This window comes from Bacteroides sp. HMSC067B03 (genome assembly GCF_001811315.1).
Taxonomy (GTDB): domain Bacteria; phylum Bacteroidota; class Bacteroidia; order Bacteroidales; family Bacteroidaceae; genus Bacteroides; species Bacteroides faecis.
The window spans coordinates 84,619-99,765 of the sequence record NZ_KV804225.1 but is presented as its reverse complement, the minus strand read 5'-3'; the positions used below and the strand labels follow the sequence as shown (position 1 = coordinate 99,765).

General features: G+C 48.0%; 9 protein-coding genes. All 9 read left to right on the top strand.

Annotated elements, in window-relative coordinates:
- Positions 1 to 8: 8 nt before the first annotated feature.
- A complete protein-coding gene (locus tag HMPREF2794_RS00525) occupies positions 9 to 1,784 on the top strand; it encodes a RagB/SusD family nutrient uptake outer membrane protein (protein WP_070750528.1) in 1,776 nt (591 codons plus the stop codon).
- Positions 1,785 to 1,788: 4 nt separating this feature from the next.
- The gene (locus HMPREF2794_RS00520; protein ID WP_070750526.1) at positions 1,789 to 4,938 is read left to right on the top strand and encodes a SusC/RagA family TonB-linked outer membrane protein; all 3,150 of its coding nucleotides are present in this window, start codon (positions 1,789 to 1,791) and stop codon (positions 4,936 to 4,938) included.
- Positions 4,939 to 4,963: 25 nt separating this feature from the next.
- Positions 4,964 to 6,769 (top strand): RagB/SusD family nutrient uptake outer membrane protein, encoded by a 1,806-nt coding sequence (locus HMPREF2794_RS00515; protein WP_055270265.1) that lies wholly within the window; start codon positions 4,964 to 4,966, stop codon positions 6,767 to 6,769.
- 35 nt (positions 6,770 to 6,804) lie between these two features.
- Positions 6,805 to 8,730: an arabinan endo-1,5-alpha-L-arabinosidase gene (locus HMPREF2794_RS00510; protein WP_070750524.1), complete on the top strand. Its 1,926-nt coding sequence runs from the start codon at positions 6,805 to 6,807 to the stop codon at positions 8,728 to 8,730.
- 515 nt (positions 8,731 to 9,245) lie between these two features.
- Positions 9,246 to 10,385 carry an aldose epimerase family protein gene (locus HMPREF2794_RS00505; RefSeq protein ID WP_010537650.1) on the top strand — a complete coding sequence of 380 codons (1,140 nt, stop codon included), beginning with the start codon at positions 9,246 to 9,248 and terminating at the stop codon, positions 10,383 to 10,385.
- A gap of 25 nt (positions 10,386 to 10,410) precedes the next feature.
- On the top strand, positions 10,411 to 12,105 hold the full coding sequence (locus HMPREF2794_RS00500; protein ID WP_055270259.1) for a sodium:solute symporter: 1,695 nt from the start codon (positions 10,411 to 10,413) through the stop codon (positions 12,103 to 12,105).
- Between the two features lie 21 nt (positions 12,106 to 12,126).
- Positions 12,127 to 12,804: an NUDIX hydrolase gene (locus HMPREF2794_RS00495; protein ID WP_008760645.1), complete on the top strand. Its 678-nt coding sequence runs from the start codon at positions 12,127 to 12,129 to the stop codon at positions 12,802 to 12,804.
- A 5-nt stretch (positions 12,805 to 12,809) separates the two neighbouring features.
- Positions 12,810 to 13,493: an L-ribulose-5-phosphate 4-epimerase gene (locus HMPREF2794_RS00490; protein ID WP_055270257.1), complete on the top strand. Its 684-nt coding sequence runs from the start codon at positions 12,810 to 12,812 to the stop codon at positions 13,491 to 13,493.
- Positions 13,494 to 13,529: 36 nt separating this feature from the next.
- On the top strand, positions 13,530 to 15,059 hold the full coding sequence (gene araA, locus HMPREF2794_RS00485; protein ID WP_010537646.1) for an L-arabinose isomerase: 1,530 nt from the start codon (positions 13,530 to 13,532) through the stop codon (positions 15,057 to 15,059).
- Positions 15,060 to 15,147 lie beyond the last annotated feature (88 nt).

Genomic DNA, 15,147 nt, shown 5'->3' with positions numbered 1-15,147 from the left:
TATAAGACATGAAAAAGACAATCATATATACCGCCTTTTGGTTGGCAACCGCCGGAATCGCCCTGACTTCCTGTGAAGATATATTCGGTGGTTTTCTGGACAAACAGCCCAGCAACGAACTGACAGAAGAAGAGGTATTCAGCCAATGGACTACTACCCGTGAGTTCCATTTCGATACTTACAACTTCCTGCGCCACGGTGCCTGCCGCATCAACAACTCATGGATGGATGCAGCTACCGACTTAGCCGAAACCAGCTACGCCAGCGGCGGCACGCGTACAAGTTTCAACATCGGCAACTATTATGCCAGCGGTGCCGCCACTGAACTCACCGACACATGGGAACACTATTACCGGGGTATCCGCAAATGCAATATGCTGTTAAAGAACATCGACGACGTGCCCAAAGCTACGGATGACTCGGAAGAAGCACACGCTACCTATGTGAAACAATACAAGGCGGAAGCTCATTTCCTCCGTGCTTATTTCTACTGGGAAATGTTTCTCCGCTACGGTCCCGTCCCTCTGGTTACAGATGTACTCGATCCGGACGGAGACTTGCTCAGCAACTATACCACCCGCCCTTCCTTGAAAGAATATGTAGTTGACTTCATTCTGAAAGAACTGAAAGATTGCGAAGAAGGATTGATGGATAAAGCTACTTCTGCCGAATCGGGCAACCCCGGACGTATCAGCCAGCCAATGGCACGTGCACTGTATTCACGTGTCATGCTCTACATGGCAAGCGACCGTTTCAGAAGTGAATCGGGTATCAGCTGGCAGCAAGCCGCCGATGCAGCGCAAAGCTTCATGACGGATTACGGAACGCTCTACGGACTTTACACGACCGACACCGATCCGAAGACCTGCTACACCAATGCTATTCTGAAGAACGCACATGACGAGAAAAATAACGAAACGATTTTCTGGCGTAATGATGTGGCTGTAGGATGGGGAGCGATCTATAACGATACGCCGGTAGGCGAAGGCGGCAACGGAGGTTTGTGCCCGTCACAGAATTTAGTGGATATGTACGATATGGCAAACGGGCAGTCTCCTTTCAGCAGTTATGATGAAACCGGTGCCCCTGTTTATAATGGAACAGCCACTCCCGCCATCAACAACACCAGCGGATACAAGAGCAATGATCCTTACAGCAACCGCGACCCGCGTCTGGCAGCTACCGTACTCTACAACGGTGTGAACTGGGGTAATGGCATAATTAATGTACTCAAAGGACAACGGGATAACCCGCAAGGAAATGCGAATGCAACGCCGACCGGATACTATACCCGCAAGTATATTCCGGAAGTGATCCTGAACAATAACCATACCGGCAGCAACTATCGTAACTGGATTATCATCCGCTATGCGGAAATCTTATTGAACTACGCAGAAGCCTTGAATGAAGCCGGCGGGTCACGTACGGACGTACTGAATGCCATCCAGCCTCTCCGTGACCGTGTAGGAATGACTGCCAAACTCACAGACCGCAGCGATCTTCAGACCATAGCCGACCGCCGTAACTTCATCCGCAAGGAACGTACCGTCGAACTCGCTTTTGAAGATCATCGTGCATGGGACGTACGTCGCTGGAATGTAGCGGAAAAAGCATTGGCACGTCCTATCTACGGAATGGAGATTACCAAGGAAAACGGAAAGTTTGTCTATACACGTAAAGTTGCCCAGAACCGGGTATTTACAGAGAAAATGTATCTCTACCCGATACCGGAAGGAGAAGTATGGAAAACGAATATCGAAAACAACCCGGGTTGGAACAATTAACTGAATGAATATGCAACCGATGAAATTAAATAACATACAGACAGGATTCAAAAGAATCCTGCTCACCGTAGCCACAGTTTTCATGCTGGGCAACGGATGGGCGCAAGATGCTAAAGTACTGAAAGGACGAATCGTAAATGCAGAGGGTGAACCTATCGCAGGTGCGGTGGTCAACGTAGCGGAAGCAAGCCGCATCGCACTCTCGGACAAGGACGGTTTCTTCACTTTGAAGAATGTAAAACCTGCCGACGAGCTTTATGTAAGCAGCGTAGGTTATCTGCCGACAACGGCCATTGCCGACTTCGAAGAGAACTTCAAGATTGTCATGGATGCCGACCTGGATGAATATGCTCATACAACTCCGCTTCCTTTCAACCGCAAACCCAAGAAGTTTGTGACAGAGTCCACCTCCATCGTCACCGGAGAAGAACTGGAAAAACATCCGGTAACCGTTTTGCAGAATGCGTTTACCTCCACTGTCACCGGTGTAGAGACGTATGAAGCGCAATCCGAACCGGGATGGAGTGAAACGGCTATGTATATCCGTGGCATCCGTACCATGAATGCCAGCGCACGCAGTCCGCTGATCATCGTCGACAATGTGGAACGTGACCTCTCATTCCTCGATGCCTACCCTATTGAATCGATTACGATATTGAAGGATGCCGCCGCCACCGCTATCTATGGAATGCGTGGAGCCAACGGCGCAGTACTCGTAACGACCAAACGTGGAGAAACCGGTAAGACTAAAATCAACTTCACACAAGAAGTCGGCTTCCAGACTATTGCCGGAATCCCCGAAAGCCAGAATTCTTATAACTATGCGCTGAGCCGTAATCAGGCACGATACCTGGACGGATTAAGTCCCGAATATTCCGATGAAGACTTGGAATACTACCGTCGTGTCTGCAACGGTGAGCAGTTGGAAGGAATGGCCAAATACAAATACTTCAATACGAATTGGCACGACACCATGCTGCGGGATGCAGCTCCGCAATACCGTACCAACCTGTCTGTCAGCGGCGGTAACGCACGTGCACGCTACTATGTCTCCTTCTCTTATCTCCGCCAGGAAGGTTTGTTCGACACCAAATGGACGGAATGGAACGAAGGCTACAGCACACAGGAAGTATTGAACCGCTATAACCTGCGTTCGAACATCGACATCGATGTAAACAAGTTCCTGAATGTATCGATGGACTTGGGCGGACGTATCGACAATATCTCCCAACCGGGCATTGACGTATGGAACCTCTTTACCTGGGGAGCCGGCGAAAACCTTCCGGTGTATCCCGTATTCTGCCCGAACGGTGAATTCTTTATGCCGACCAGCAGCGACAGTAAAAACGGTGCCGCACAAATCGCCGGACGTGGTGTGGAACAGAACCGCCGCCGTAACCTCTATACAACCGTAACGGCTACCGGAAACCTGGATGCCCTCGTTCCCGGACTGAAAGCCAAGATGACGTTCAGTTTCGACTCTTACGAAACATTCCAGAAGGTGCAGCAAGCCGATGTCAATGTCTACTACTATAACTATATGGCTGATGTCAACGACCCGTCGGAATATACATACCAACGCATGAGAACATACAAAGCACTGCCCAATGCCACCACTTCTCCACGTGACTATTACTATAATCTCAATATGAACGGAGGACTGGCATACGAACATACCTTCGGCAAACATGCCGTCAATGCCCAGGCTTTTATCCGTACTTATCAGAATGTAGTACGCGGACAGGAATCATCCAACCGCTACCTCTCTTATAATGCACAGGCTACCTATGTATATAACAACCGGTATATCCTTTCCGGTAATATCTCCCGCATGGGCAGTGATAATTATGCCGACGGCGAACGCTTCGGAACATTCCCCGGCGGTTCCGTGGGATGGGTACTTTCCGAAGAATCATGGCTGAAGAACTCGTTCGTGAATCTCCTGAAACTCCGCGCATCCTATGGACGGGCAGGACAAGCCGTAACAGGCGTCAGCCGCTACCCGTACCAAGGTACATTCACCGAAGGAGGCGGATATAATTTCGGTACTTCCCAATCTTACACGGAAGGTGTATATGAATCGACAGCCGGCAACAAGAATATCAAATGGGAAATCTCAGATATGGCAAACTTCGGCGTTGACTTCGACTTGTGGAACAAGAAAATCTACGGTTCTGTGGACTTCTTCAAGGAATGGCGTTCCAATATTCTGGTATCCCGTTCCACCGTGCCCGGCTTATTCGGTGTAAACGCTCCGCAAGACTCTTACGGCAAGGCCGAAACGAAAGGTTTTGAGATCACTTTAGGACATAGCAACCGGATCGGTGATTTTGAATACTATATCGACGGTATGCTGACTTTCAACACCAACAAAATCACCGAAATGGATGAACTGACTCCCGATTACGCTTATCAGGCAAGAACCGGCAACCGTATCGATCAGAGCCAGCTCCTGATCTGGAAACAATGGGCCAGTAATCCCGACCTGATTCCGGAGTCGTATGAAGATGCCGTTGCCAATCCTCAGAAATATCCGTGGAACGCTGCCGGTAAATACAAGCTCGGCAATGCCGTATTCCAGGATACGAACGGCGACCGTAAAATAGACAGCTACGACAAAGTACCGACCGGATACACGAATATTCCGGAATTAATCCCGACCATCCGTTTAGGTTTCAGTTGGAAAGGTTTCGACGCACGTGCCGTGCTGACGGCTTATCTGAACCGCACCGTTCCCTGTCGCGAGAATATGGACTATGGTTTCGGCTGGGGAGGTACTTCCACTCATGAAATCACCAACACATGGGGATATTATACCGATGATCCGACAGACCCGCGCAATATCAACGCCAAATATCCGCGTTTGTCTACTTCCTTCAGTGACCTCGACCGGAACTATCCTTACAATGAGTCTACCATCTGGGTAGTCAATGGAGATTTCCTTTCATTGCGCAATGTGGAAGTCGGCTACTCACTTCCTGCACGATTGATTTCTAAAGTCAATATGACGAAATGCCGTCTTTACTTCAGCGGCTACAACCTGTGCAACTGGAGCCATCTGCCTAAAGGCTTTGATCCGGAAAACCCGACCAACTATATCTGGGCATATCCCAAGACACGTTCATTTACGTTCGGTGTGAATATCGGATTCTAATCATTCAATAAAACAGCAAAGAATTATGAAAAGAATATCAACTTATATAGTTACTCTGGTCCTCGCACTCGCAGGCAGTTCGTGCAGCGACTACCTCGACAAAGAGTACGATGCCTCCTTGTCTGAAAAGAAAGTGTTCAATAACCAGAACCTGACACGCGAGTTCCTCGCCAACATCTACACGAATCTGCCGGACGGACTGGCGCCACTGTCGGACGACCAGTTCACAGGTGCTTCACGTGACTGTATGACGGATAATGCAGTGACCTGCTGGGGACTTCATTATTATACAAAGATCGGCAGCGACGGATACACCGCCGGCGACCATCCCCTGCTGGGCTTCTGGAACACCGACTTATACGGGATTCGGAAATGTAATATGTTTCTGAAGAACGCCAAGGCATCCGTAGTAGGAAATACGGAGAAAGACGGCGACGACAACCGCCTTTACGACCGTTACTGCGCAGAAGCCAGACTGCTTCGCGCTATCTTCCATTTCGACTTAATCTGCTGGTTCGGCGCTGCCCCTGTCATTGCGGAAGATGAATCCGGCGAACCGATCATCTTCGACTTGTCCGATCCTTCGGCAATGAACATGTCCCGTACTCCCGCTGCCGAAGCACTTGAATGGGTAGCCGACCAATGCGACCAGATCAAAAACCAGCTTCCCTTCCGCTACAGCGATGAAGCATCCAACTGGGGACGTGTCAACGGAGCCGCCGCTTATGCTTTAAAGGCAAGAGCCCTGCTCTACCGTGCTTCCAAACTGAACAATCCGGACGGCAACACCGCATACTGGGCGAATGCGGCACAGGCAGCAGCCGACTTCATCACTCAGAATAACAAGCAAAGTTATCCTTACCGACTGTACAATACGGGAAATCCGGAGAATGACTATTACGAATGTTTCACGACCAATCCGGTATACAACAATGAAATTATCCTTGCACGCTCCGTATGGAATACCAATCAGGTAGAAAAAGTATTCCTGCCGGTAGGCTTTACCGGTTCTTTCTCCGGAAACGGACGTACCAACCCGACACAGAATCTGGTGGACGCTTACGAAATGAGCAACGGCAAACGGATCGATGAGAACGGCAGTACCTACGATGCCGCCAATCCGTATAAAGACCGTGACCCGCGTCTGGCACAAACCATCTTCTATCAAGGCATGATGTGGGGACGTGCCGACAAAGAAGAAAGACGCGCCATCGATGTACGCTACAACTCGGATGCGGACAAAGGAGTGGATTACACCTCAGCCATGGGAGGCACCTACACCGGATACTATCTGAAAAAGTTCGTGAATAACATTTCCTGCAAAGAACCGGCCACCTATCCTCACGCATGGATGATTTTCCGTTATGGCGAAATTCTGCTGAATGCCGCCGAAGCCTATAATGAAGCGGAAGGACCTGCCAAGGCATACAGTTATATCAATGAGGTACGCGCCCGTGCCGGTATGCCGGCCTATGCAGATATGTCGCAAAGTGAACTCCGCGAACGTATCCGCAACGAAAGACGCATCGAACTGGCTTTCGAAGATCATCGTTTCTTCGATGTACGCCGCTGGAAACTATATGACAATGTTACTTCTACGGGAGAAACCGGAAAGCCCCGTTACAACCAGTTGCTGAATCTTTATGGAGTGAAAGTCACCGGCAGCGCAGATACTCCCTCCTATACCTTCGGACTGGCAGAAACGGTCAATTCACGCACGTTTGTCAATCCCAAGAGTTACTACTTCCCGATACCTGCCAACGAAGTGAAACGGGCACCCAATCTGGGACAGAATCCGGGATGGGACACCGGAAGCGCTTCTAACGAATAAACATCAAAACAATCTAAAAAAAGAAAGACTGAGATATGAAATACTTAAAGACCATCTATCTTCTACTCTGTTGCACGCTCGCTCTGGCAGCGTGCAGTGACGATGATGAAAACTCCGCATCAGGAGCTTTAAGCATCACAACGCCGGCATATACAAATGTGGGATACAACAAAGCAACCTTATCCGCCAATATCAGCGGAACGGAAGGAGTGAATATCGTCAAACGGGGATTCTGCTACGCCACGGCATCCCATCCGGACATTTATGACACGACCTCCGAAGTCAGAGGATCGGAAATCAGTACGACCCTGACCGGCCTGACTCCACAGACGACGTATTACGTAAGAGCCTTTGTCACCCTTTACAACGAAGAGCCCAGATACTCGGAGGAAACTTCTTTCACGACTCCCGCCGAGACACTGAGCGATGAACTGGCAGCGTACGAAGCACCCACGTATGTAGACGACTACACAAGTTTCTCAGCCTGGAGCAACCGTTATGACTGGAACCTTGCCAACGTACACGACCCTACGGTAATGAAAGCTGATGACGGATATTACTATATGTATCAGACAGACGCTTCTTACGGAAACGCGCACAGCGGAAACGGACACTTCCACGCACGGCGTTCCAAAGACCTCGTAAACTGGGAGTACCTGGGAGCAACTATGAGTGAAACACCCCCGACATGGATCAAAGAAAAGCTGAATGCCTACCGTCAAGAGATGGGACTGGAACCGATTGACAATCCGTCTTACGGATACTGGGCACCTGTTGCACGAAAAGTATCGAACGGAAAATACCGTATGTATTATTCCATCGTAATCACGAACTACATCCAAACCGGAAAACCGGAAATTGAGAACAACGGCAACTTTGACGGTTCATGGACCGAACGCGCGTTTATCGGACTGATGGAAACTTCCGATCCGGCAAGTAATATATGGGAAGACAAAGGATTCGTTGTCTGCTCTGCCAGCGATAAGGGAAAGACGGATTATGGGCGCAGCAGCATCAATGACTGGGAAGGGTATTTTAAAATCAATGCGATAGACCCTACTTATATAATAACGGAAAATGGCGAACACTGGCTGATCTATGGTTCATGGCACAGCGGTATCGCTGCCCTGCAGGTAAATCCGGAAGACGGCAAGCCGTTGAATGCTTTGGGAAATCCCTGGGACATCACGGGGGAAGACAATTCGGGGTATGGAAAGATAATCGCCACACGTGGCAGCAGCCGCTGGCAGGCATCCGAAGGTCCCGAAGTGATCTATCGGGACGGTTATTACTATCTGTTCTTAGCTTACGGTTCACTGTCGGTGGAATACAACACACGTGTCTGCCGTTCCAGAAACATCGACGGTCCTTATGTAGACATACACGGAAATTCCGCTATGGGAAGCGCGCAACTATATCCGATACTGACTGCTCCTTACCGGTTCGACAACAGCTACGGCTGGGTAGGAATTTCCCATTGCGGCATCTTCGATGACGGAGCCGGCAACTGGTTCTATACTTCACAAGGACGTTTCCCCGTGAACGTAGGCGGCAATGAATACTCCAACGCCATCATGATGGGACATGTACGCAGCATCCGCTGGGATGCCAACGGATGGCCTCTCGTTATGCCCGAACGTTACGGAGCCGTTCCGCAAGCACCTATCACGGAAAATGAAATAGCGGGAGACTGGGAACATCTGGCATTGACCAACAGTACAGGCACCCAACGGACTTCCGAAACGATGACCTATGATCTCGACACGCATAAGATAACTTCCGGCAGCTGGAAAAATGCTACATGGACATTTGATGCAGCGACTCAAACCATCACGACAAGCGCCGGAGTAGTACTCTATCTGCAACGCGAAGTCGACTGGGAAGCCAGTCCGCGGACACATACGATTGTGTATGCGGCCCAAGGTAATCAAAAGACATATTGGGGGAAGAAACTCCAATAACTCTCTATAGAAAAATAAATATGTGTTTTGCTGTCACCGTCACAAAACAGAGCATAACTCGCTTATAATGAAGAAGTAAAGCTGTGACAGCAACCAGTGACAGCACTGTGATGGCAATTTTTGCCGTCACAGTGCTGCTATATCTACCGGACTTTGCCGACAGGTCATGCGTAGGTCCATTCGTTTCCATATGCCGGAACCAACGGTTCCAAGCGGATGAAACTCTAGTTTCAAGCAGAGGAAACTTTAGTTTCAAGCTGAAGAAACTTTAGTTTCAAGCTGGTGAAACTCTGGTTCCAAGCCCTAGAAACTATCCAGCTCTATATAGAAAGAGAAAATGCAATACAACGATCCCGCTCCGAAGATGGGAACATGCGATAGTTTTATACGTAACAGTAAAGTTCTTATCCTTTTATGTTGCACAACATATACAAGTGTATTTGATACACCAAACAAAAGTGTTACTTTTACACCCAAAATAAGATAAGCATCTCATTTACATTAAAAATAAAACCATGAAAAAACATTTTCTACTTGCAGGAATTGCCGCGCTGATGCTTGCCGCGTGCAATAACAAGCCGGCTTCCGAGCTGACTTTATCCGGTCTTGACCCGGCAAAATTTCAAACAGAAGTGAACAATGCCCAAACAGCTCTTTATACCTTAAAGAATAAGGCGGGTATGGAAGTATGCATCACTAACTTCGGCGGACGCATCGTGTCCATCATGGTGCCCGACAAGAACGGCAAGATGCAGGATGTAGTTTTAGGTTTTGACAGCATTGCTGATTATATTAATGTACCCAGTGATTTCGGTGCTTCTATCGGCCGTTACGCCAACCGCATCAACCAAGGGCGTTTTGTACTGGACGGAGATACCATCCAACTGCCGCAAAACAACTTTGGCCACTGTCTGCACGGAGGTCCGAAAGGATGGCAATACCAAGTATACGAAGCCAACCTTATCGATCCGGCAACATTGGAACTGACTCTTATCTCTCCGGACGGTGACGCGAATTTCCCCGGAAATGTGACTGCTAAAGTAACCTATCAACTGACAGATGACAATGCCATCGATATCAAATACAGCGCTACTACCGACAAAAAGACAATCATCAACATGACCAACCACTCTTACTTCAATCTGGCTGGTGATCCGTCAAAAACATCGACAGACAACATCATGTATGTAAATGCAGATTACTATACTCCGGTAGACAGCACCTTCATGACAACCGGCGAAATCGCTCCGGTCAAAGATACTCCGATGGACTTCACTACTCCGAAAGCGGTAGGCAAAGATATCAACAACTACGACTTCGTCCAACTGAAGAACGGCAACGGATACGACCACAACTGGGTGCTCAACACCAAGGGTGACATCTCTCAGGTAGCTGCCAGACTGACGTCTCCCGAAACCGGAATCACACTGGAAGTATATACCAACGAACCGGGTATTCAGGTATACACAGGTAACTTCCTCGACGGAACCGTAAGCGGAAAGAAAGGTATCGTTTACAACCAACGTGCTTCTGTCTGCCTCGAAACACAACACTACCCCGACAGCCCCAACAAAGCCGACTGGCCGTCCGTTGTGCTGGAACCGGGACAAACGTACAACAGCGAATGTATCTTTAAATTCTCGATAGAGAAATAATATTAACTTATAAATCAAATTTATTGTGGAAGCATTAGATTGGCTAGTAATTGGAGTCTTCTTTTTGGCTCTGATAGGTATTATTGTTTGGGTAGTCAGACAAAAACAAAATGACTCGGCAGATTATTTCTTAGGCGGACGTGACGCAACATGGCTTGCGATCGGTGCCTCTATCTTCGCATCAAACATCGGCTCGGAACACTTGATCGGACTGGCGGGAGCAGGAGCTTCAAGCGGTATGGCGATGGCTCACTGGGAAATTCAGGGATGGATGATCCTGATTCTGGGATGGGTATTCGTACCTTTCTATTCACGAAGCATGGTATACACGATGCCGGAATTTCTGGAACGCCGTTACAATCCTCAGTCACGTACCATCTTATCGGTCATCTCACTGGTAAGTTATGTATTGACCAAGGTAGCGGTTACAGTATATGCCGGAGGTCTGGTATTCCAGCAAGTATTCGGTATCAAAGAACTCTGGGGAATTGACTTCTTCTGGATTGCTGCCATCGGACTGGTTGTTCTCACTGCACTATATACGATCTTCGGTGGTATGAAGTCGGTACTTTATACTTCTGTACTTCAGACTCCGATTCTTCTGTTAGGCTCATTGATTATCCTTGTTCTCGGTTTCAAAGAACTGGGAGGCTGGGACGAAATGATGAGAGTTTGCGGAGCCGTTACGGTCAATGATTACGGCGATACCATGACCAACCTGATCCGTAGCAATGATGACGCGAACTTCCCTTGGCTGGGTGCTTTGATCGGTTCTGCCATTATCGGTTTCTGGTATTGGTGTACTGACCAGTTCATCGTACAGCGTGTACTTTCGGGAAAGAATGAAAAAGAAGCCCGTCGCGGTACTATCTTCGGTGCTTACCTGAAGCTGTTGCCTGTATTCCTGTTCCTGATTCCGGGCATGATTGCTTTTGCATTACATCAAAAATATATCGGTGCCGGTGGCGAAGGTTTCCTCCCGATGCTTGCCAATGGTACTGCCAACGCTGACGCCGCCTTCCCTACCCTGGTAGCTAAATTGCTTCCTGCCGGTGTGAAAGGTCTGGTAGTATGCGGTATCCTCGCTGCCTTGATGAGTTCGCTGGCTTCACTGTTCAACTCATCTGCCATGTTGTTTACAATCGACTTCTACAAACGCTTCCGTCCGGAGACTCCGGAAAAGAAACTGGTAGGTATCGGTCAGATAGCAACTGTAGTGATCGTAATCCTCGGTATTCTCTGGATTCCTATCATGCGTAGCGTAGGTGACGTACTTTATACTTATTTGCAGGATGTTCAGTCTGTATTGGCTCCGGGTATTGCCGCTGCCTTCCTGCTGGGTATCTGCTGGAAACGTACTTCTGCCCAAGGTGGTATGTGGGGATTGATCGCCGGTATGGTCATCGGTCTGACTCGTCTGGGTGCCAAAGTATATTACAGTAACGCAGGTGAAGTGGCAGATTCTACCTTCAAATATTTATTCTACGATATGAACTGGCTGTTCTTCTGCGGATGGATGTTCCTGTTCTGTATCATCGTAGTTATTGTAGTCAGCCTTGCCACGGAAGCTCCGACAGCGGAAAAGATTCAGGGACTGGTATTCGGCACAGCTACTAAAGAACAAAAAGCAGCTACCCGTGCAAGCTGGGATCACTGGGATATTATTCATACAGCAATCATCCTTGCTATCACTGCTGCTTTCTACTGGTATTTCTGGTAATTAAATAAATTCATTCAAACGATGAAAAACTATTATAGTTCGAATCCTACCTTCTATCTCGGTATCGACTGCATCATCTTCGGTTTTAATGAAGGCGAAATAAGCCTGCTGCTGCTGAAGAGAAACTTCGAACCGGCAATGGGCGAATGGTCACTGATGGGAGGATTCGTGCAAAAAGACGAAAGCGTGGACGATGCTGCCAAACGTGTACTAGCTGAACTTACAGGTTTGGAAAACGTATACATGGAACAGGTGGGAGCCTTCGGCGCCATCGACCGCGATCCGGGCGAAAGGGTAGTTTCGATTGCCTACTATGCGCTGATCAACATCAATGAGTACGACCGCGAACTGGTTCAGAAGCACAATGCTTACTGGGTAAACATCAACGAACTCCCCGCACTGATTTTCGACCATCCGGAGATGGTCGATAAAGCACGGGAGATGATGAAACAGAAAGCATCTGTCGAGCCTATCGGATTCAACCTGTTGCCGAAACTGTTCACACTGTCCCAACTGCAAAGTCTCTACGAAGCTATTTACGGCGAACCGATGGACAAACGGAATTTCCGCAAGCGTGTCGCAGAAATGGACTTTATCGAAAAGACGGATAAAATAGATAAACTGGGTTCCAAACGGGGTGCAGCCTTGTATAAATTCAACGGCAAAGCCTACCGCAAGGACCCGAAATTTAAATTATAATCAATATGCTGGAAGAACTGAAAGAAAAAGTATTTCATGCCAATCTCGAATTGGTGAAGCATGGATTAGTCATCTTCACATGGGGAAATGTTTCTGCCATCGACCGTGAAACGGGACTGGTAGTCATCAAACCCAGTGGAGTCAGTTATGATGATATGAAAGCGGAAGATATGGTAGTAGTGGACCTGGATGGCAAAGTCGTCGAAGGACGGCTGAAGCCATCCTCAGATACTCCTACTCACGTGGTACTCTACAAAGCATTCCCCGAAATCGGAGGAGTGGTACACACCCACTCTACTTATGCTACCGCATGGGCGCAAGCCGGTTGTGACATTCCTAATATCGGAACAACTCACGCTGATTATTTCCATGATGCCATCCCTTGCACAGCGGACATGACGGAAGCTGAAGTAAAAGGTGCCTATGAACTGGAAACCGGAAACGTGATCGTAAAACGTTTCGAAGGCCTGAACCCTGTACATACACCGGGAGTATTGGTCAAGAATCATGGGCCTTTCTCTTGGGGAAAAGATGCACATGATGCAGTACACAATGCAGTAGTGATGGAACAAGTTGCCAAAATGGCAAGTATTGCCTATGCTGTAAATCCGAATTTAACAATGAACCCGCTGCTGATAGAGAAACACTTCAGCCGCAAGCATGGTCCGAACGCTTACTACGGACAATAAAACAAGTAAAGATTATAAATTAAAAATTAAAACATTATGAATAACGTATTTGATCAGTATGAAGTATGGTTCGTAACAGGAGCACAGCTCTTGTACGGAGGTGATGCAGTAATCGCAGTAGACGCACACTCTAACGAAATGGTTAACGGTCTGAATGAATCGGGCAAACTTCCTGTTAAAGTAGTATACAAAGGAACGGCCAACTCTTCTAAAGAGGTGGAAGCTGTATTCAAAGCAGCCAACAACGATGACAAATGTGTAGGCGTCATCACTTGGATGCATACTTTCTCTCCTGCTAAAATGTGGATTCATGGTCTGCAACAATTAAAAAAACCATTGCTGCACCTGCATACTCAGTTCAACAAGGAAATTCCTTGGGATACAATGGATATGGACTTTATGAATCTGAACCAGTCAGCTCACGGCGACCGCGAGTTCGGACATATCTGTACCCGTATGCGCATCCGTCGCAAAGTAGTGGTAGGCTACTGGAAAGAAGAAGAAACATTGCATAAGATTGCTGTCTGGATGCGTGTTTGCGCAGGTTGGGCTGACTCTCAGGATATGCTGATCATCCGTTTCGGCGATCAGATGAATAATGTAGCCGTAACCGATGGTGACAAGGTAGAAGCAGAACAACGCATGGGCTATCACGTGGATTACTGTCCGGCAAGCGAACTGATGGAATATCACAAAGAAATCAAAGATGCTGATGTAGATGCTTTGGTAGCTACTTACTTCAATGATTACGATCACGACGCTTCTCTGGAAGACAAATCAACCGAAGCTTATCAGAAAGTATGGAATGCTGCCAAAGCCGAACTGGCTCTCCGTGCTATCCTCAAAGCGAAAGGCGCCAAAGGATTCACTACCAACTTTGACGATCTGGGTCAGACTGACGGTAGCTATTTCGATCAGATTCCGGGACTGGCTTCTCAACGCCTGATGGCAGAAGGCTACGGATTCGGTGCTGAAGGTGACTGGAAATCGGCTGCTCTTTATCGTACTGTATGGGTAATGAATCAAGGACTTCCGAAAGGCTGTTCATTCCTCGAAGACTATACACTGAACTTTGATGGTGCCAACAGTTCTATCCTACAGTCACATATGTTGGAGATCTGTCCGCTTATCGCAGCTAACAAGCCTCGTCTGGAAGTACACTTCCTCGGCATAGGTATCCGTAAGAGCCAGACTGCCCGTCTTGTGTTCACTTCAAAGACAGGAACAGGCTGCACCGCAACTGTAGTGGATATGGGTAACCGTTTCCGTCTGATCGTAAACGATGTAGAATGTATCGAACCGAAACCACTTCCGAAATTGCCGGTTGCTTCCGCACTCTGGATTCCGATGCCTAACCTCGAAGTAGGTGCAGGCGCATGGATTCTGGCCGGTGGAACTCACCACTCTTGCTTCTCATACGACTTGACAGCAGAATACTGGGAAGATTATGCAGAAATCGCAGGCATCGAAATGGTACATATCAATAAAGATACGACTATCAGCTGCTTCAAGAAAGAACTTCGCATGAATGAAGTATATTACATGCTGAACAAAGCGCTTTGCTAAAAACCAATCACTGAGTCCACTTAAAAAAATCGGTACCATCTCCATTGGTACCGACTTTTTAGTCACACACAGTATGGATACTGGCGAC